This is a genomic window from Granulicella rosea (assembly GCF_900188085.1).
In the GTDB taxonomy this organism is placed as follows: Bacteria; Acidobacteriota; Terriglobia; order Terriglobales; family Acidobacteriaceae; genus Edaphobacter; species Edaphobacter rosea.
Window position 1 is genome coordinate 86,237 of sequence record NZ_FZOU01000009.1, and the last position, 19,819, is coordinate 106,055.

13 protein-coding genes are annotated in these 19,819 nt (G+C 64.1%); 2 read left to right on the forward strand and 11 right to left on the reverse strand.

Features of this window, described 5'->3' with window-relative positions:
- Nucleotides 1–53: 53 nt before the first annotated feature.
- From CHB87_RS19045 to CHB87_RS19055, 3 genes are read right to left on the reverse strand one after another with little or no spacing between them, the layout of a single operon-like run.
- Nucleotides 54–773 carry a winged helix-turn-helix domain-containing protein gene (locus tag CHB87_RS19045; RefSeq protein ID WP_089410042.1) on the reverse strand — a complete coding sequence of 240 codons (720 nt, stop codon included), beginning with the start codon at nucleotides 771–773 and terminating at the stop codon, nucleotides 54–56.
- Between the two features lie 20 nt (nucleotides 774–793).
- Entirely contained in the window at nucleotides 794–2,236 is a 1,443-nt protein-coding gene (locus CHB87_RS19050) for a sensor histidine kinase (protein ID WP_089410043.1), read from the reverse strand.
- Nucleotides 2,233–2,949 (reverse strand): response regulator transcription factor, encoded by a 717-nt coding sequence (locus CHB87_RS19055; RefSeq protein WP_089410044.1) that lies wholly within the window; start codon nucleotides 2,947–2,949, stop codon nucleotides 2,233–2,235. The genes CHB87_RS19050 and CHB87_RS19055 overlap by 4 nt, the downstream gene beginning before the upstream one ends.
- Nucleotides 2,950–3,095: 146 nt before the next feature.
- On the opposite strand from CHB87_RS19055, the gene CHB87_RS19060 reads away from it, so the two are divergent.
- Entirely contained in the window at nucleotides 3,096–3,845 is a 750-nt protein-coding gene (locus tag CHB87_RS19060) for a hypothetical protein (protein ID WP_089410045.1), read from the forward strand.
- A gap of 56 nt (nucleotides 3,846–3,901) precedes the next feature.
- Here the strand turns inward: CHB87_RS19060 and CHB87_RS19065 are convergent, their stop codons facing one another.
- From CHB87_RS19065 to CHB87_RS19090, 6 genes are all read right to left on the reverse strand, one after another.
- Nucleotides 3,902–4,765, reverse strand: coding sequence for an NAD(P)-dependent oxidoreductase (locus tag CHB87_RS19065; RefSeq protein WP_089410046.1), 864 nt, complete (start codon nucleotides 4,763–4,765; stop codon nucleotides 3,902–3,904).
- A 52-nt stretch (nucleotides 4,766–4,817) separates the two neighbouring features.
- The gene (locus tag CHB87_RS19070; protein ID WP_089410047.1) at nucleotides 4,818–7,937 is read right to left on the reverse strand and encodes an efflux RND transporter permease subunit; all 3,120 of its coding nucleotides are present in this window, start codon (nucleotides 7,935–7,937) and stop codon (nucleotides 4,818–4,820) included.
- A gap of 112 nt (nucleotides 7,938–8,049) precedes the next feature.
- The gene (locus CHB87_RS19075; protein WP_089410080.1) at nucleotides 8,050–9,261 is read right to left on the reverse strand and encodes an efflux RND transporter periplasmic adaptor subunit; all 1,212 of its coding nucleotides are present in this window, start codon (nucleotides 9,259–9,261) and stop codon (nucleotides 8,050–8,052) included.
- A 23-nt stretch (nucleotides 9,262–9,284) separates the two neighbouring features.
- Nucleotides 9,285–10,577, reverse strand: coding sequence for a TolC family protein (locus CHB87_RS19080; RefSeq protein WP_089410048.1), 1,293 nt, complete (start codon nucleotides 10,575–10,577; stop codon nucleotides 9,285–9,287).
- Entirely contained in the window at nucleotides 10,577–10,954 is a 378-nt protein-coding gene (locus CHB87_RS19085; protein WP_245818096.1) for a DUF190 domain-containing protein, read from the reverse strand. Before CHB87_RS19085 ends, CHB87_RS19080 begins: the two co-directional genes overlap by 1 nt.
- A 71-nt stretch (nucleotides 10,955–11,025) precedes the next feature.
- Complete coding sequence (locus CHB87_RS19090) at nucleotides 11,026–11,922, reverse strand: AraC family transcriptional regulator (RefSeq protein WP_089410049.1); 897 nt, start codon at nucleotides 11,920–11,922, stop codon at nucleotides 11,026–11,028.
- A gap of 142 nt (nucleotides 11,923–12,064) precedes the next feature.
- Here CHB87_RS19090 and CHB87_RS19095 point away from each other — a divergent pair, with 142 nt between their 5' ends.
- On the forward strand, nucleotides 12,065–13,021 hold the full coding sequence (locus tag CHB87_RS19095) for a cupin domain-containing protein (protein WP_089410050.1): 957 nt from the start codon (nucleotides 12,065–12,067) through the stop codon (nucleotides 13,019–13,021).
- A 74-nt stretch (nucleotides 13,022–13,095) separates the two neighbouring features.
- Here the strand turns inward: CHB87_RS19095 and CHB87_RS19100 are convergent, their stop codons facing one another.
- Nucleotides 13,096–14,784, reverse strand: a complete 1,689-nt coding sequence (locus tag CHB87_RS19100) for an L-lactate permease (RefSeq protein WP_089410051.1) — start codon at nucleotides 14,782–14,784, stop codon at nucleotides 13,096–13,098.
- A gap of 480 nt (nucleotides 14,785–15,264) precedes the next feature.
- Complete coding sequence (gene bcsA / locus CHB87_RS19105; protein WP_245818098.1) at nucleotides 15,265–19,776, reverse strand: UDP-forming cellulose synthase catalytic subunit; 4,512 nt, start codon at nucleotides 19,774–19,776, stop codon at nucleotides 15,265–15,267.
- Nucleotides 19,777–19,819 lie beyond the last annotated feature (43 nt).

Consider the following 19,819-nt stretch of genomic DNA (forward strand, 5'->3'; position numbering starts at 1 on the left):
GCATCGAAAACGGTCGCGCGGATGGTACATACGACCCATGCCTGAGCGATGTCTCAGGCCTTCGGCTCTACGAGGCAGTACCCCTCGCCTCGCCGGGTCAGCAGACGGCTGGGCCTCGTGGGATCGTCTTCGATCTTCTCGCGCAGACGCCAGATGTAAACGTCGACGACCCGCCGGTCTTCGATCTCTCCGACGGGATACCAGAGGTTTTCGAGCAGCTCGTCGCGGCTAAGCACATGGCCGGGCCGATCCATGAAGTAAGCGAGCAGGCTGAACTCGCGTGGGCTTAGCTTCGAGCGCTGCTCCGCGCCCCGATGCTGAATCTCGACCTCCATGCCCTCGCGGTGGAGCTGTAGCGTTCCGCATCGGACGGGGTCGTCCTCGTGAGACAGAGCGTCCTGCGAGCGCAACAGCGCCTTTATGCGCGCATGCAGCTCACGGGCTGAGACCGGGTTCAGGATGAAGTCGTCCGCGCCGGCCTCCAACGCCAGAACACAGTCGTCCAGCGTGGCGCCGGTGGCGAGGATCAGCTTGCGACTGGATCGTATGTTCTGTAACCGGTTTATCTGCCAGAGAGAGTCCTGCAGGGCGGTGGTCCAGGGCTGCTGGTCGAAGCAGATGAGAGTTGGGCGAAGCTCGAAGGCCATCCGCGCAGCCTGCGGGAGATCCAAAGCGAGATGAGGCTCAAGCCCAGCCATGGCGCAGGCCTCGGCGAGGACAGGCGAGACCCTGGGGGACGCGGCGTTCAACAGGATGAGGATCTTGCGCGGCATCGGCTTGCTGTCCTTTCCGGTCAGGCCACGGCTGGCGCTGGAATCTCGATGTAACACAGAGAACCTTCGCCCTCGCGCGCGTCGAAGTAGATTTTGCCGTGGTTGGCTTCGATGGCGAGCATCGCGATGGCGAGGCCGAGACCTGCGCCGTCGGCGCCGGAGGCCCGCACCGCGCGTACGCGGAAGAATCGTTCGAAGACGCGCTGGCGGTCGGACTCCGCGATGCCGGGGCCTTCGTCGAGGATCGACAGGCGCAGCATGTTCTCCTCCCGCGACTCGTACGCCACCGTGATGACGCCGCCTTCGGGCGAGAACTTGACCGCGTTGTGCAGGACGTTGAGCACGCAGGTGCGCACCAGCGTGCGGTCCGCGGAGACCGGCGTTTGTGCGGCCTCCGCGCCTATCTGCCGGATCGTGACCCGCCGCTCGTCGATCAGCACATCGAGCAGCGCGACGATCTCGTCCACCAGCTCGCGGAGGTCGAAGCGTGTGGGCTGCACGACGATCTGGCCAGCCTCCGCCTTCGAGAGCAGCAGCAGACCTTCGACCGTCTGGTTCAGCCGCGAGGTCTCCTCAAGCATGCTGCTGACGGCCTCGCGATAGGCGGCCGGGCTCTGCTCGCCTTCGAGCACGCCTTCGCCCACGGCGCGAATCGAGGTGAGGGGCGTCTTCAGCTCGTGCGCCGCGTCGGCGGTGAAGCGGTGAAGCTGCGCGAAGGATCGCTCCAGCCGCGAGAGCAGCGAGTTCAATACGGTCGCCATGCGGCCAAGCTCGTCGTGCTCGTCTTCGATCTCGAGACGGCCGTGCAGGTTGGTCGCCGTGATCTGCTCCGCGCGCGAAGTCATGGAGTCGAGCGGCGCGAGCGCCCGCTGCGCGAACCGATAACCCACCAGCCCGGCGGCCGCCAGCGCGATCGGCAGCGCCAGCAGGAGCGCGAAGAGGAAATGCAGCATGCGGTCGGCCAGCGGAGCAAGACTGTAGCCGATGCGGATGAGCAGCATGCGCCCCTGCACGGGATGGCGATGGCTGATCATGAGCACGAAGGTTCCGTTCTGCAGGCGCGTCATGTGCTCGTTGAAGTTGAAGGCGCCATCGCCTTCGTCCCGCTTAGGGTCTTCGTCGCCGAGCGGCTTGCCCTGCAGCGTGGCGCTGCGATAAATCACCGTGCCGTCGTCGGCGCGCACCTCCATCAGGCGGTCGATGAGCAGGTGCGACTGGGGGTGCGAAAGATAGTCCTGCTGCAACTGCAGCGTACCGTCTTCCGCGAAGTGCAGCAGGCCTTCGACGGTCTCCATATCCTGCATCTCGTCGTGGTAGATCTGAGAGGTCAGCAGGCCGTATTGAAAGATGAAGACGACGACGAGATAGACCGCGAGCACCAGCGCAAGCACGCCAAGATGCCACAGCGTGATGCGTGCGCGAATGCTTCTGGGCCGCAGGCTTTGGGGCGTGAAGCTCATCATAGCCGCGGCTCCTCCGCACTGCCGAGGATGAAGCCGACGCCACGCACGGTGCGCAACAGCTTCACCGGGAAGGGATCGTCGAGCTTGCGGCGCAGCCGCGTCATCTGCACATCGATGACGTTGTCGATGGGGGTGAAGCGCGCGGTCTCGTGCCAAACGTCGCGTGCAAGCATCTCGCGCGAGACCGTCTTGCCGCGGCTCTGCAACAGGTAGACGAGCAGGTCGAACTCGCGCAGCGTCAGCTCGAGCTTCGTGCCGGAGCGCCACGCTGTGCGCGTATCGAGGTTGATCTCCAGGTCGTCGAGATGGACCACGGCGGCGGGCTGCGACTTCACGCCGCGGCGCGAAATGGCGCGGACGCGGGCGCAGAGCTCCTGCACCGAGAAGGGCTTGAGCAGGAAGTCGTCCGCGCCTGCGTCGAGCGCGGCGACTCGGTCCTCGACCGAGGTGTTCGAGGTCAGGATCAGGATCGGAAGCTGAAGGTTGAGCGCGCGGATCTGCTGCAGCAGCTCCATGCCGCTGCGCCGGGGCAAGCCGAGGTCGAGCACCATGAGCGCGGGACGATGACTGTGCAGCATGAAGAAACCGTCTTCCCCCGTGGCGGCGGTGATGACGTCGTATCCGGCCGCGCGCAGACCGGCGGAGATCCCGTCGGAGATCTTGGGTTCGTCCTCGACGACGAGGACGCGCTCGGGAGTGACGGCGGTGGTCAAGAGATAGCCCTATCTCATCATTGTGCAGCGCGGCGCTCGATGCAATACCTGACAGCCGCCGGACGGCGAACGTAAGGGAGTTGTCAGATGAGCGTAAGCGCCTCCGGTGGTGAAATCGCAGGTATCGAAGCGCCGGAGGTTTTGCCATGTTGATCGCACCGTTGATGACTGCCGCAGCTCTCGCCCTGAACCTCGCGTCCGCTCCCGCCGACGCCGCCCTGGCCCCGCAGACCACCCTGCCCATCGTCTTCACCCGCAGTGTGGATGCAGGCCGCGCGCACATCGGCGACGCCATCGCGGCGAAGACGACACAGGCAGTCCGGCTGGCCAACGGCCATGTGCTGCCCGCAGGCTCGCAGGTCCTTGGACACGTCACCGCCGGCGCCGCCTTCAGATACGACAGCACGCCGTACGCGAAGCAGCCCCAGGCCGAGCTTGCGTTTACCTTCGACGCCGTGGTCGACCATGGACAGCAGATCCCGTTGAAGGTCGTGGTGCGCGCGATGGCCGATCCGCTGACGGCTTCGGCGGCGTCCGAATCCTTCTCCTCCGACGACACCCTGGCGACGACCACACAGGTCGGCGGCGACCAGGTGCAGGGCTCGCAGGAGGAGGTGCTCTCACGCGATGGCGACGTGGTGGCCTATCGGCGCGGCAGCGGCGTATACGCCCACCTGATCGCAGCACAGGGCAACGCTCCACGCGGCTGCGACGCCTCGAACACCGAGCAGTCGGTGAGCCTCTTCTCCGCCTCGGCCTGCGGCCTGTATGGCTTCACGGATGTCTCGATGACCGACGCCGGCGATGGCGGCGCGGTGGTGCTCGCATCGCGGCGCCGGTCGCCAAAGATCTGGGCGCATAGCCATGCGCTGCTCGAGGTCGTCGCGGCACAGTAAAACCCTCCCCAGCGCGAAGAGGCCCGCACACGTTGCGGGCCTCTTTGCGTTTCACGCTATTTCGCTTCAGCGCGAGTCTGGGCGAAGTAGCCTGCGGCCCAGTCGGCATCGCCTCGTCCCGCTTCGATGGCTGCGTCGAAGCGATCTCGATAGAGATCGGCAAGCGGCGTCGGAACGGACGCGGCCGCCTCGCGAAAGAGTCTCGTATCCTTTGCGCCGAGCTTGACCGTCGCGCCCACCTCTGCCGGTGGATCGATCATCAGCTTGCCGTAGTTGGCGTAGAAGGGCGACTGGAAGAGTGCGCTGTTGACGGTCTCGAGAAAGATGGACGGGTCGATGCCCTTCGACTCCGCGACGGTGAAGGCCTCGGACAGTGAAGCGATCATCGACGAGATGAGAAAGTTGCCCGCGACCTTGGCCGCGTTGGCCTGGCTGGGCCTCTCTCCGACGAGGGTGATGCCGCGCGAGAAGACCTCCAGCAAAGGCCTGGCCTCGTCAATGGCGCCGGCAGGCCCGGCTACGGCAAGCCAGAGCTTGCCTTCGCTCGCGACCGAGGGGCGCCCGAAGACAGGCGAGCTGATGAGCCGCTGGCGATGCGTGGCGTGAGCCTGCTCCAGACGCTCGGCGAGCGCGACGGAGATCGTCGAAAGCGAGACGTGGATGCTATGGGCGGGCATTGCCGCCAGCACGCCCTGTGCGAAGAGAATGTCTTCGAGCGCCACGTCGTCGAGCAGCATGGTGAAGACGATATCCGCATGCTGCACGGCCTCGACGGGCGTGGCCGCGGACTTTGCACCAAGCTGCACCAGAGGCTCGCACGCAGCGGCGGTGCGGTTCCAGACGGTCAGTGAATGTTGCTTCACGAGGAGGTGGGCGATGCTGCCGCCCATCTTCCCCAGGCCCAAGAATGCGATCTGCATGTGGCTATCCCTCTTGGGGATAGGATGCAGCCTGCCGCCGCCGGCTTCAGGTTTATGCCGCGGCCAGCGGACGATTGCGATACGCCACATAGAATCCCGCAGGCACGATAAACACCGTGAGCATCAGCGAGCAGGCGAGTCCGCCGATCAGCGCCTGTGCGAGCGGCGCGTAAGACTCGCTGCCTTCGCCCAGCTTCAACGCCATCGGCAGCAGGCCGATCAGCGTTGCAAGGGTGGTCATCAGGATGGGACGCAGACGCACGCGGCACGAGGTCATGACCGCCTCGCGCACGCCCATGCCTTCGCTCAGCAGGTGGTGCGCGAACTCGACGATCAGGATGGAGTCCGAGCACGTGATGCCGGTCAGCATGACGACGCCCATCAGCGACATGACATTCAACGTCGTGCCCCACGCCAGCAGCGCGAGGATGACGCCGGTGATGCCAGGCGGCAGCGCCAGCAGGATGAGGAACGGATCGAGGAACGACCGGAACTGCGCCGTGAGAATGAGGTACAGCAGCACGATCGACAACGTGAGACCGATGCCGAAGCTCTTGAACGATGCGTTCATCGATTCGACTGAACCCGCAAGCATCACGTCGATACCCTCTGGCGGCGGATTGCGAGCGAGGATCTTATCGATCTCCGCCGTGATGGCGCCAAGGTCTTCGGTCGAGGTGCGGACATAGATGTCGACCTTGCGGCGAATCTGGTTGTGGTCGAGCTCCGTGGGCGATTCGAAGCGTTGAATGTCGGCGACCATATCGAGCCGCGTGGGCCGCGTGATGTGCTCGCCATGCAGCGGAATGGCCTTCAGATCGTCGATGGACTTGATCTGGCCTTCCTTGTACATGACGGTGAGGAAGTAGTTGTTGCCGCTGTTCGGATCGATCCATACGCTCGGCGCGATCATCTGGTTCGAGGTCAGCGCGGTGATGACGTTCGAGACCACCTCCTTCTCGCTGAGACCCAATTCGCTGGCGCGCACGCGATCAACCGTGAGACGCAACGAGGGATAGTCCACATCCTGCGGGATGTAGACGTCGGCGACGCCCTTGACGCCATGCACCTCGGCCGCGATCTTCTGCGCAAGGGCGAAGTCGCCTTTCATATCCTTGCCGCTGATGCGGATGTCGATCGGCGCGGGTGCGCCCATGTTGAGCACGCCATCGACAAGCGAACCCGAAGAGAAGAAGAGCTGCAGCTCGGGCATCTCGCGCGCGGCCCTGGCCTTCACCTCGTCGATGTAGTGGAAGCTGCTCTTCTCGTGCTCGGGCTGCAGACCCACCTGCATGAAACCGGTATGCATGGCGGAGTTCGACGAGAACAAGGATGAGAAGCCAGGGTCGATGCCGAGGTTCGAGACGATGATGCCGAGGTCATGTTTTGTAACCACACTGCGCACAATCGCTTCGAGTTTCGCGGTCTCCTCTTCGGTCGCCGTCAGTTTCGTGCCCGAGGGCGCCTTGAAGTTGATGACGAACTGGCCGGCGTCGGTGCGCGGAAAGAACGAACGCCCCAGCAGCGGAAAGAGCAGCAGACTGAGCACGAAGAGCGCGCCGCTGCCGGCGAGCGTCAGGCGCGGCCATTCGAGCACCTTCGTAATCAGCCTGTCGTAGCGAGTCAACAACTTCTCAAAAGCGCGATTGAAGCCGGCGTTGAAGCGCTCGAAGAAGCCCGGCTCATGCGTGTGCTCGCCGTGCGGACTCTTGATGAAGTTCGCGCAGAAGAGCGGCACCACCGTCATCGCAACGAAGTACGACGCGGCGAGCGAGATGACCACGGCAAGGGCAAGCGCCGAGAAGAGAAATCTGCTGACGCCAAACAGCAGGGTGACCGGAAAGAAGACGACCATGGTGGTCAGCGTGCCGGCAAGCACAGGCAGCGCAACCTCGCGGCCGCCCTTCTCCGCCGCGACCGCCGGCGCCTCGCCGCCTTCGAGGTGACGGAAGATGTTTTCAAGCACAACGACCGAGTTATCGATGAGGCGCGAGAGCGCAAGCGCCAGGCCGCCGAGCACCATCGAGTTCACCGAGCTGCCCGCGATCTGCAGAATGAAGAAGGTCGCGAGGATCGACAGCGGAATGGAGAAGAAGACGGCCAGCGTCGCACGGAAGCTGCCGAGGAAGATCAGGATCATCAGGCACGTAAGGAAGAGGCCGATGCCGCCTTCGTGCAGCAGCGTCTCGATGGCCGTGCGTACGAAGCGCGACTGATCGAACACCACTTTACTCTTGAGCGTCGGAGGTACGTCGAAGAGATGACCCAGCGTGGTGCGTACGCCGTCGACGATCGCAATCGTGTTCGAGTCGCCGCCCTGCTTGAAGATCGGCAGGTAGACCGCTCGCTTGCCGTCGACGCGCACGGTGTTGTACTGCAGGCCGAAGGAGTCTTTGGGTACTGCAACGTCGCCGACGCGAACAGGCGACTGCCCCAACATCTTGATCGGCACGGACGCGATATCCGGCGGGCCTTTGAGCAGGGAGTTGGTGTAGATGTTGTAGTCGTAGCGGCCGATCTGCACATCGCCCGCGGGCAGGATCACATTGGCGTCGTTGACCGAACGCACGACGTCCATCGGGCTGAGCTGATTGGCTTCGAGCTTGGTCGGATCGGTATAGAGCATGATCTGGCGCCAGCGTCCGCCGAAGGGCTGTGGGATGGTGGCGCCCTGCACGCTGGCAAGCTGATTGCGCACGTAGTTCTGCGCGGTGTCTTTGAGCGCGCTCTCGCTCAGACCTTCGCCCGTAAGCGTGACCAGCGCGACGGGGATGCTCGACGCATCCTGCTTGAGCACGATGGGTGGATAGGTGCCCGGCGGAAGGTCGCGGATGTCGCTCATGGCAAGCGATGCGATCGACGATGCGGCTGCATCGGGATCTGTGCCTGCGCGAAAGAAGATGCGGATGAGCGAGACGCCCGGCAGCGAGCGCGATTCCATGTGATCGATGCCGCCCGCGAAGGTGAACATGCGTTCAAGGTGATAGGTGAGATTGGTCTCGATCTGCTCCGGCGGCATGCCCGAGTAGAATGTCGCCACGGCGACGATGGGCAGGTTCACCGGCGGGAACATATCCACCGGCATGCGCGCCGTGCTGACCGTGCCGAGGATGCTGATGAGCAGGCAGAGGACAACGATGAGATACGGATTACGGATGGCGAAGCCAGACATGTGTCCCTGCCTTTTCAGTCGGGTGTTGTGGCGTTACAAGCAAGCAAATACAGGGGTACTTCGCTGCACTCAGGAGGACATGCATTGTCGGTTGCTCACGCTCGGTTGCTGCTTACTTCTTTGCGGGCGCGTCGTAGGCGGCGATGCGTGGGTCGACCGCCTGATCTTCGGCCAGGCCAGTACGACGGCCTACGACGAGCTGGTCTCCCTCGCGAAGGCCCGAGAGGATCTCGACGCGATCGGGCGTCTGCAGGCCTGTGGTCACGGCGACGATGTGGACGTGGCCATCGCGCACGATGTCCACATGCTGCGACGCGCTGCCCAGTCCGTCCACGGCATCGAGCGGCGCGCTGAGTGCGTTGGGTCTGTCGGCGAGATGCAGATGCACCTCCGCATACATACCGGGCAGCAGCTTGCCGTCCTTGTTCGGCACGTCGACCTCGGTGGTCATGGTGCGCGTCGCCATCTGCACGTCTTCGGCGAAGCGCGTGACCGTGCCCTTCAACGTCGTGCCCAGGGAGTTGACCACGATGTCCACCGGCTGGCCGGCGTGGATGCCCGCGACGGCCGTCACCGGCACCGGCAGCAGCAGGCGAAGCGTGCGATCCTCCGCTAGCTGCACCAGCGGCATGGCCTGCGTCTGCGATGCCGTGCCTGCTTGAATCATCGAACCCGTGTTCGCATAACGATGTGTGACGACACCGGCAAACGGCGCGCGGATGGTGGCGTATCGCAGCATGGCGCTGGCGCGGTCGCGTTCGGCGATGGCCTGCGCATCGCCTTGCTCCGCGGCCTGCAGACCGGACTGCGCACTGGCCAACGCCGCGGCAGCCTCGAGATCGCGCGCCTGCGCAAGGTCGATCTCCTGCCTTGGCACGAGACCGGGCTCGGACTTCGCAACGCCCGCGATGCGCGTGTACGAAAGATGGGCCATGTTGGCGCCGGCCTGTGCATGCGCGATATTGCTCTTCGCCGTGGCGATGTTCGCGGCGGCGGCGAGCAGCGCGGCGCGCGTCTTTGCGGTCTCGTCCTGCAGCTCCGGCACATCAAGCGTTGCGAGCACCTGGCCAGCCTGCACGTGATCGCCGATGTCGACGTTGATCGCCTTCACGAAGCCCGCAACCTTTGCCATGACATCGACGCTCTGGTAGGGCGTGAACTCCGCCGTCACCGTCAGGTCGTTGGCGAGATCCGCGCGTCCCACAACCGCGACCGGAACCGTAATAGCCGTTACAGGCGCGGGCGGCGCGGACTTGCAGGCGACAACACCGAGGCATACGAGCGCCAGGGTAATAGGTCCGCTTCGCCGTTGGCGTGGATGCATCAAGATCAAGGTGGCCTCCGAGGTTAGTTCAACGTTCCAGTCACGTAGTCGAGGTCGGCGCGGCGCGAGAGATAGGTATAGCGAGCATCGGCGGCATCGATCTCCGCCGAGGTCTCGTTCACCTGCGCCTCGTTCAGCTCCACGATGCTGCCCAGCCCGTTGTCGTAGCGAGCCTGCGCGAGATGCAGAGCCTGCGTCGTCTGCGCCACCAGCCGCTGCGTCACCTCGCAGGCATGCAGCGCCTCGTCGGCCATGCTGCGCGCATCGCGCACCTGCTGATTGACCCGCAGGGAAAGCTCCGCCACGTCCTGCGTACGGGCTTTTGCTTCAAACGCGGCCTCGGCCTCGCGTGCGCGGAAGAGTCCGCCGTTGAAGATGGGGATGTTCAGGTTGAAGCCCGCAGCGGCGTAGTTGTCCTGCAGCGTGCGGTCGTGAAAGGGTGTCTGCCCGGCGGCGCCCATCACCTGCAGGGTGGGCAGGCGCAGACGCTGCTCGGCCTTCGCGGTCTCTGCGGCGGAGCGCTGATCGAGACGCGCGGCATCGAGGTCCGCGCGTGTCTTCTGAGCCTGTGCTTCCAGCGCCGCCGCATCGGTCGGCGCATCGGTCGGCAACGCGATGTCGGCCAGCGGAGCCGCCACGCTCTGCGGCTCGCCCATGGCGACGGCCAGGCGCGAGCGCTGCTGCTCGACGAGGCTCTGCGCGCGTACGACGGCAAGCTCCGCCTGCGATTCGAGCGTTTGGGCAAAGCTCACATCGAGCGTCGAGCGCAGTTCGTTATTCGCAAGCTCGGTCAACTGATGCGTGACGAGATGACGGTTCGCCAGCGCGTCCTTCGCCGTGTGCAACACGGCCTCCGCGCCCAGCACGCTGTAGTAAGCCTGCCGCACGGCGAGCCGCACCTGCGCGCCGGTCAGCGTGGCCATGTCCCGCTGCGAATCCAGCCGGTAGCGTGCGCTCTGCGTCAGCGCGGCGGTGCGACCGAAGTCCGTGATGAGCTGCGCGATGCTGCCGCCATAGGCGAAGCGGTCGGAGATGGACGAGGTCGTCAACGCGCCGGCGGCGGTCGCCGTGCCTGGGTCCGCGACACGCACGCCCGTGGCGTTGAAGCTGGCCGTGGGGAAGTATCCGGCGCGGCTCTCCGCGATGCGCTGTTGCGCGGCGCGGCTGCGAAGCTCCGCGGCAAGGATGCGCGGCTGGTTGTGCAGCGCCGCTGTCTCGGCGGCTTCGAGCGTCAGCGTCTGGCCCGTCTGCTGTGCATGCGCAGACGGTGCGAAGACCAGCGCCAGCGCGAGGAGGCCGCAACGGCGCGCCGCCACTAAACGATCACCCGTGACACACCCAGCGCCGACTTGAGAATCTGCGTGGGATGCGCTTCGACGAGGCCATCCGTCACGCGCTCCAGCAGCTCCGGCAACAGCGCTTCCACCTTATCGACGTCGTCGATGAAACTGAGGATGATGGGCAGATGTTCGCCGCGCACATCGCCCCCGCCGGCGACATGCAACCTGTGATGCGAACCGAAGCCGGCATACGGACGCACCGCCGACGCGCCCGCGATACCGCGATGCTCGAGGAACGCGAGCAGCTCCATATGCAGAAAACCATGCTCGGAGCCGGTGTCGTCGTTGAGATAGAGGGTGACTTTAAGCGCGGGTCCAGCCTTCAGCATCGTCGTCTCCGTGAAGGATCGCAAGGTTCTGATCTTCACGATAGCGGCGATTGGCGCGGCTGAATCTTACGTGTGCCTGACATATTCCAACGGCTTCATTCCGGCGGGGCCGGCCTCGCGCTCGCCTGGTCCTGCCGAAACTTTCCGGGAGGCAGACCGGTAAAGCGACGGAAGAGCGTCGTGAACTGGCTCTGACTGGTAAATCCGCATGCCGCGGCGATCTCCACCAGCGGCTGTGCCGTCTCGATCAGCAGGTTCTGCGCGTGCTTCACTCGCCGGTGGCACACGTACTGATGCGCCGTGAAACCGGTCGACTGGCGGAAGAGCGTGGCGAAGTGCGAAGGGCTCAGATCGACCGTCTTCGCGAGAACTTCGAGCGAAAGCTCCTGGTCGAGATGCGTCTCCACATACTCGCGCACGCGACGTTCCCGCGCCGGCGCAAGCCCTCCCTGGAACGATCCGCGATCGCCCGGCTGCGCGCTGTAGGTCCGCAGCAGATGGGTCGCGAGCACCGTCAGCAGCGCCTTGGCGAAGGCATCCGACAGGGCGCCGGTCCTGCATTCGCGATAGAGCGCGCGGCCCAGCTCTTCGACAAACGGATCGCGCACAAGATACGTGGGGCGCAGGGCGAAGGTGTCCAGGTGAAGCACGCTTCGCGCGGTCGCGGCGAGCAGCTCCATATCGAGATAGACGTGAATGAGCGTGGCGCGCCGCTGCCACAGCGTGCGATGCGGCTCTCCGGCCGGGATGATGGTGACGCTGTTGCCGCTCAGCTCGCGTCGCGCGGCGACTTTGCCGCCGCTTCGCCACTCGGCGTGCATGTGCGCCGGTTCAAGCCCGATGGTCACCTGCACATGCTCGTGCGTGTGCTCGCGCCATGTGCTGCGCGGCTGGTCGGCGGTGTAGATGGCGAAGCCTTCGCCCTCATGCCAGAAGTGGTCCGACGGCAGGGGATCGTCGGCGCCAACCAGGATGATGCGCGTTTCGGACATTCACGGCCTTTCGCGGAGGTCTTCGCTTTGCCCGAAGATTCCGCAAGAATTGGCGGAATCGCGAAGACCCCGGCAGTCAGTTTTCAGGATACTCATATTCGTAGAGCAGCACGAATTCCGAGCATTCCAGGAGGAGAAACACATGACGACGGAAACACTTTCGCCCGCGATTTCGGCTGCCGAGCTGACGCAGGACATCCAGATCTTCGAGTACAGCAAGGCCGCGAATCCGATCGATTCCGGTGCCACGCCGCGCATCCCCATCAAGACCTTCTCCGCCGACAGCTACGCCACGGGCAGGAGCCGCGTCATCGAGCTCGACCTCAGCGCCGACCTGAAGGTGCCGTATCCCGCGACCGGCCCCAGCCTGCTCGCCTCCTTCGTCCGTATCGTGAAGGGCGACAGCCTGACGACCACCTGCGTCGCGAGCAGCGAGTTCTTCTACGTCATTCGCGGCAGCGGCTTCTCCGAGGTGACCGTCGACGGCGAGCTCAAATCCATCGCCTGGAGCGAGGGCGACTTCGTCGCGCTGCCCGGCCTTGAAGCCCGCCATACCGCCGAACAGGACACCGCGTTCTACATGGTCAACGACTCGCCGCTCTTCGCCTACCTCGGCGCGGAGAAGGGCAGGTCCCGCTTCGCGCCCACGCTGTACAAGCGCGATGTGGTGCTTGCGGAGCTGATCGAGGCGCAGAACGATCCCGAGGCCGCGACGCGCAGCCGCATCAGCGTCCTCTTGGCAAACAAGAACTTTGAGCAGACGATGACCATCACGCATGTGCTCTGGACGATGTTCGGCGTCGCGCTGCCGAACAGCCGCCAGTTGCCGCACCGTCATCAATCGGTCGCGCTGGACTTTGTGGTCGACGCGCAACCGGGCGCCTACACGTTGCTGGGCGAGGAGCTGGACAACACGGGCAACATCAAGAATCCGCTGCGCGTGGACTGGGTGAAGGGCTCGGCGTTCGTCACGCCTCCGGGCTGGTGGCACGAGCATGTGAACGCGTCGGCGCACAACGCGTACGTCATGCCGATCCAGGATGCCGGCCTGCACACCTATCTGCGCACGCTCGATATTCAGTTCTACGAAGAAGACTAACTCGCCGCTGTTCACGAGAAACGGGCTGCCCTGAGGCAGCCCGTTTTCGCGTCATGCAAACGAATTGCCCGTCGCTAATACGCATGCAGAACATGCGCATAAAGAATCGCAAGGCCGCCCGCGACAAACGCCAGCACCACGCTGTGCTTCAGCGTGAAGCGGAAGAGCCTGGACTGCTCCGCCACGCTCAACCCGGTCGCGGCTGCTGCGATCGCGATCGTCTGGATGCTGATCATCTTGCCCATCACGCCGCCGGCGGAGTTCGCCGCGGCCAGCAGCACCGGGTCGAAGCCCAGGCGGTTCGCCGTCACCACCTGCAGGTTGCCGAAGAGCGCATTGGCCGACGTGTCCGACCCCGTGAGGAAGACGCCGAGCCAGCCCAGCAGCGCGCTGAAGAACGGGAACAGCGCGCCCGTCGCGGCGAACGCCAGGCCGAGCGTCACGGTCGCGCCCGAGTAGTTCATCAGGAACGCCATCCCCAACACCGACGCAATCGTCGCCGTCGGCTTGCGAAGCTGGCGCACCACGCCCGCCAGAATGCTGAAGAACTGCGCCGGCTTCATCCGCAGCAGCCACACCGAGCACAACGTCGCGCAGAGGCACGAGGTTCCCGACGCCGAAAGGAAGTTGAAGGTAAACAGCGCGCCATAGGGTGTCGGTTTATGCACGATCGGCGTCATCTTCTGCACGACGTTATGCAACTGAGGCCACGGGATCACGACCGTCACCTTATCCAGCAGATGCGTCAGCGGCGGCCATCCCCAGAGCAGCACGAAGGCCACCAGGATGCCGTACGGCGCCCACGCATGGAAGACCTCGCCCGCCGTATACGTCGGGATCGTCTTCTCTTCGATGACCAGCTCCGCGTCATGCGCGCCATCGGAGCCGCGCCGCGCAAAACGCAGCAGCATCGCCGTCTTGCCCTCGTTCGCAACCGGCGCCGAAGCGCGCGCCCGGCGGAAGCGCAGCAGCAGAACCAGCGCCGCCATGGTGCAGAGACCCGCCAGAATATCCGTGAGCTGTGGTCCCAGGTAGTTCGAAACGCAAAACTGCACCACGCCGCAGACACCGCCCGTGAGCAGCAGCGGCACGATGATCCCGTCGGTCGAAGCGAAGCCGCCCACGGCCAGAATGATGTACGTCGGCACGATAAACGTGATCGGCGCACACAGCGCACCGACGGCCGCGCTGAGCTTCGTGACCGAAAGCCCCGTCGTACCCGCCAGCGTAATGACTGGAATGCCGATCGAACCGAACGCCACCGGCGCCGTATTCGCCAGCAGGCAGAGCGCGGCGGCGCTGAACGGCGAGAAGCCAAGCCCGATGAGCATCGTAGCGGCGATCGCGACCGGCGTACCAAAGCCGGCGGCGCCTTCGAGGAATCCGCTGAACGCGAACGCGATCAGCAGCGCCTGCAGCCTGGGGTCGGGCGTCAGCCGGCCGATGGAGTTTTTGATGACCTCGAACTGCCCCGTCTCGACCGTAATCCGAAACAGCACGATGGCCCAGAAGATAATCCAGAGGATAGGAAAGAGGCCGAACGCCGCGCCGTTCAAAGCGCTGCTGACGGCGGTGACCAACGGCATCTTGTACCCGAAGACCGCGAGCGCCAGCGAGACGATCAGGCCGCAAAGACCAGCCTGCCACGCAGGCCGGCGCAGCACGCCCAGCATCAGCAGAACGATAAAGATCGGAAGCGCGGCGAGAAAAAACGAGAACGCAAGACCATGACCGAAGAGAAGGTAGCTTTGCTGCCAGATCAAGATGAATACCTCGAATGCCGCATTCTATTTGTCGTGTCGTATCTTATCCGGCTTGCGCATTAAAAATAGAGCCGGCGCAACGCCGGAGCCGCCGGAGAGGCATGTCCACGTTGACCGCCAACCAATCTAGATATCTTCGATTCCTCCTAGTCTGCCACAACGTCCGCAGGCAGTCTTTGTGTTTCCATCGCTTCTTATGGATTCATTGGATCGATCGTCCACTCGATGGAGATTCCCCTGCTAGAGCGGATTACCTTTTGCTGGCGAGCAGCCCCAACTGTGTGTCATCCTGAGCGTAGCCGAAGGACCTGCGTTTGTTCTTGCTGTTGCTTGTTTTCGCCTTTGACGGGAGCATGAACAAGCAACGACAAAAGCCCAAAGCAGGTCCTTCACTACGCTCAGGATGACAGGCATTTGTGGGCTGCTGATTGAGGCCTAAAGGTAATCCGCTATAACGCGGGGTTGCCGGCTCGCCAGCCGCTATCGCACGGATACGACCCGCAGCCGTTCTTCCGCCAGCAGTGCGAGATAGTCGCGGATGTAGGTAGCCAGCACGAGACTGAAAGCCCCGACGACAAAGAGCAGCAGCCAGACGTGTTCCGCGAGCCAGATGCGCAGCAGAGGATAGGCCGCGATATCTCCGACGTGGTAGACAGGCGTGTCCATCGTGTAAGAGGAGAAGCGTCCATCGCGGAGCAGGCTGACGGACTGCGAGATGTCGCTCGATTGCGAGCGTTCCAGAAACACATCCGCGAAACGGTCCGCGGCTTCGTCGTTGCGCATGGCGACCACCACGATGGAGTTGCCTGCGGAGAAGGGCGACTGGATCCCTTCGAGGACCAGGTCGGGGATGCCGCCGATATTCGACGGCCGATGGTTCGCGGAGTCGTTGCCGATCAGCCGCTGCCAGTATGCGCGAAGTGTCTGGAGCGTGCCGGTGGTCTGCTGGACGTGGACTCCGTTGGCGTCGTAGGTGACGGGCAGTACGTTTTCGATCGCGTTGAAGGCTGGCTGATCGGATGTGCCGCCCAGGATGAGATAGTCGCGGCCGGAGCGCATCACGGCGTCCGGGCCGGCGACCTCGACGCGCAGCGCCGGATAGCCGGTCTGGGCGCCGCAGTGGCTCATGAGGTAAAGAAACAGCGCGATCTCACCGGCCGTGGGCGTGGTGGGGACGACGATCGTGGTGTCGGCCAGATCCGCTCTCCGGGTAAACGGAAAGCCCGCGTTGGCGAGGAGTTCCAGATTCGGCATGGCGGCCCAGTGGGCGAGGCCGCGCAGATCGACGTAGGAGTTGCGCAGAATCGCGCCCGAGAGCGCACTCGAAGCGTCCTTGTTTCCGGCGCCCGGATTGGCGGGGACAAAGTCGAAGTTGAAGAGAAAGGTATTGCCGAAGGGCCGCATGGCGGCCACGGGCAGGATCACGGACCGCTGCCGGTCGGAGAAGTCGGCGCCCGGCTGCAGCGGCGCCTCGTTGATCAGCGTCCCATTGGCGAAGACGCGCAGGAACGACCCCGCCGCCAGCGGCAACGCGTTATACCGGTAGGTGAGCTTCAGGTCGAGATTCTGCTTCTCGCCATAGTGCAGATCGGGCGGGACACGAAGATAGACCGGCAGCGGATGGCTGCCATCCGACGTCAGCGCCTGCTGGGAGCTGAGCTCCCAGAGCGAGGTGAGATGGCTGGTCGTGAGCCAGCGCGGCGCATCGTCGGGCTGGCGCTCCGCAGGCAGGGGAAAGGCGCCGATGGCGACCGACTCGCCGAGACGCGGCGTGGTCTCGCCCGGCTGCAGGTGGGCGACGGCCATCAAAGAGAGCGCGCGCGCGACGTTCAACAACTGCTCATCGTCCTGTCCGGCAAGGATCAGAGCGCTTCCCTCCGGATCGGATGGATTGGCCTTGATGTTGAGCGAACCGCCGGCCTGGGGGATATGCAGATCCGGCGGCAGGGTCGCGCCATCGCCGGCGAAGACGATGACGTTTCCCGACGGGATGTGGCCGACGCTCACCGAAAAACGAATCGGCTTGCTGCTGGCCTGGATGCCCAGCCACGAGGCGACGACGCCGGCGGCCTGCAACATCCGTGGCGAGGGTGGCGCCAGGAAGACGAACGGAATGGTGGTCGTCGTCTGCAGATCCGCATCGAAAATCGGCTGCGGCAGCAGGCTCAGGTCGTTCTTGAAGGGAATGCGGTCCGCCGCGATCAGCAGGGTGGAGCTGGCGCCGATGTTGGCGAGGACGTTCGCGCGTGCGCTGGCCTCGGACTGCAGCAGCGTGCCGCCGGTGAACTCGAAGGTGATCTCGTTGGAGCGGATGAGCAGGGCCGCCGGGATGGGCAGGGCGACAAAGCCGTACTCGCCCGGCTTCTGACGCTCCTCCGGCGCATCGATCTCGGCGATGGGGGTGTTGTTGAGCGAAATCTTGATCGTGCCGCTTCCGGGCAGCAGGTCGGGGCTGAAGTGATAGGTCAGGTTCAGCGTCGCCTGGCGTGGGACCAGCGAGTGGGGCAGGACCAGGCCGACCGACTGATACGAGTGAGGCCCGTGCATCTCGACCGCATTGTGGACGCCGGTATCCTTGAACGTGATCGCATAATTGGCTGCCTCCGCGGCGACGGGCGCGGTCGCGGGCGTAAAGAGAGTGATGCGCTGACGCACTGTCTTCTGCGGCGTCGCGGCGGACGCGGCCGCAACCGGCTGTGCGGGTAGCGGCGCCGCATCGATGGCTGGCGCCGGCGCCGTCTGCGCGCCGGGAATCTGGGCGCCCGGAATCTGGCTGGCTGGCGACTGCCCCAACAGGTTGACCGTCGCCAGAAGCGCAAGCAGGAGCGACGCGGTCGCCAACGCGGCTGCGGTCTTCTTCTTTCTTCTTGGCAGCAGGCCGCGCAGCACCTGGTTGAATCCGGTGAACGAGAGCCGGATGACGCGGGCCAGACTGACCAGCGGCCGGTCGACCTCGATCTGCGCACGGTTGCCGATCCATGAATCGGCGCGAGAATAGATGGCGCGCGTGAGAGTCTCCTGCTGCGCGATGCTGTGCGCCTCGAACTGCAGCCGGATGGAATCGTCGCGCAGGCCGACGACCTTTGCGTTGACACGGCAGTCGGTATCGTCGTCGCCGGTCTGTTCGGGGAAGGCGATCTGGATCATCTCGCCGAGGGTGAAGCGGGCTGGATTGTCCATGCGCAGGGCAGTTCCGCCGACGGAGATGTCCTGTGTCGTGCCGGAGACCGTCTCGCCGTCCGCGCCGTGCAAATTCACCTTGATATGCGCGGGAATACGGACGGAGCTGCGCCGCTGCATCTGCTCGTTCGCCACCGCCGCCGCCACGCCGAGGATGACCATGTTGAAGCAGATCCAGAGCAGATTGCTGAGCACCGTTCCGGGATGCGTGGGGTCCGTGACCAGCAGGCGGTAAGGCGCCGCGCAAAGACCGAGGAAGTTGAGAAAGAGCAGCCAGGTGGTCGGCGCGGCGATGTGCCGGTCGAAGGTCGTCTCGCTCAGCGTGCTGCCTTTGTCCGTGACATTGAACTTGCCCAGCTTGGGATTGATGAGCGCGAGCAGGGTCGGCATGAGGATGTAAGGCGCCAGCACCGTCTCGTAGATCTCGTTCCAAAAGGAGTGCCGATGCTTGCCCTGCACGCGCGAGTTCGTGATGCTCGAGATGACCAGGTGCGGCATCGCATAGGCGAGAATGGCGACCCAGTAACCGGGGATGATCGTGCGTCCGCCAAGCATGTAAACCAGCGGTGCGAGCAGGAAGATAAGCCTTGGCACGGCGTACATGAAGTGCAGCATCGCGTTGAAGTAGCAGAGACGCTGCGTGAACTTCATGCCGGAGGCCAGCATCGGGTTATCCGTGCGCAGGATCTGGATCATGCCGCGGGCCCAGCGAATGCGCTGGCCGACATGCGCCGCAAGGGTCTCGGTGGCGAGGCCCGCGGCCTGCGGAAGATTGATGTAGGCCGTATTCCAACCCTTCTTCTGCATGCGCAACGAGGTATGCGCGTCCTCCGTCACGGTCTCGGTGGCAATTCCGCCGACCTCGTTCAGCGCGGCGCGCCGGATCACCGCGCAGGACCCGCAGAAGAAGGTTGCGTTCCACAGGTCGTTGCCGTCCTGGATAACGCCGTAGAAGAGCTCCCCTTCGTTGGGGATGGACTTGTATTGCAGCAGGTTGCGCTCGAAGGGATCGGGCGAGTAGAAGAAGTGAGGCGTCTGCAGCATCGCCAGCTTCTGTTCGGCGAGGAACCAGCCGACGGTGACCTGCAGAAAGCTGCGCGTGGGCACGTGGTCGCAATCGAAGATCGTCACCAGCGGCGAGTTCATCTTCGTAAGCGCGTGGTTGATATTGCCGGCCTTGGCGTGATCGTGCTTCGAGCGTACGACGTAACCCACGCCGGCCTCTTCGGCGAAGCTGCGGAAGCTCTCGCGCGTGCCGTCGTCGAGGATGTAGACATGGAGCTTCTCCGGCGGATAGTCGATGTTGATGGCTGCAAGCGCCGTATAACGCACCAGCGAGAGCGGCTCATTATAAGTCGGGATCAGCACATCGACGTGCGGCCAAAGGTCTTCATCGGCGGGCAGAGGAATAGGCTTGCGACGAAGCGGAGAGCTGGTCTGCATGAAGCCCAGCACCATGATCAGGATCGTATACGCCTCGGCGGAGAGCAGCAGCAGCATGAGGAACGAGTCGATCGTCCAATGGTCGTTGGATTCGTCCCCGAAGAACTGCACGATCGTGTGGATACGCCACCACCCATAACGGAGCGTGGCGGCTAGCGAGAACAGCATTAACGAGATTGTGATCGCATGAGACTTCGAACCGCGGTTCAACACCAGCGCCAGCGCAATGCTGATGCCGCCCAGCACAATCTGCTTCGGCCAACTGAGATACAGACTGATGAACTGGACAAGAAAGAACGTGCCAAGCAACGCAACAGCGATGCGGAGGATGCGTGTCGTAGAACTTTGGGTACCCAGAAAGATGCTCACACTGGTTACTTTCGTGCGGAAACCCACCGCTGACAATACAACA

Bases quoted from the DNA above. Each gene is read 5' to 3' on its own strand.
- CHB87_RS19075 (WP_089410080.1), bottom strand. From the start codon at position 9,261: ATGCATCCACGCCAACGGCGAAGCGGACCTATTACCCTGGCGCTCGTA.
- CHB87_RS19045 (WP_089410042.1), bottom strand. From the start codon at position 773: ATGCCGCGCAAGATCCTCATCCTGTTGAACGCCGCGTCCCCCAGGGTC.
- CHB87_RS19050 (WP_089410043.1), bottom strand. From the start codon at position 2,236: ATGATGAGCTTCACGCCCCAAAGCCTGCGGCCCAGAAGCATTCGCGCA.
- CHB87_RS19070 (WP_089410047.1), bottom strand. From the start codon at position 7,937: ATGTCTGGCTTCGCCATCCGTAATCCGTATCTCATCGTTGTCCTCTGC.
- CHB87_RS19065 (WP_089410046.1), bottom strand. From the start codon at position 4,765: ATGCAGATCGCATTCTTGGGCCTGGGGAAGATGGGCGGCAGCATCGCC.
- CHB87_RS19090 (WP_089410049.1), bottom strand. From the start codon at position 11,922: ATGTCCGAAACGCGCATCATCCTGGTTGGCGCCGACGATCCCCTGCCG.
- CHB87_RS19060 (WP_089410045.1), top strand. From the start codon at position 3,096: ATGTTGATCGCACCGTTGATGACTGCCGCAGCTCTCGCCCTGAACCTC.
- CHB87_RS19095 (WP_089410050.1), top strand. From the start codon at position 12,065: ATGACGACGGAAACACTTTCGCCCGCGATTTCGGCTGCCGAGCTGACG.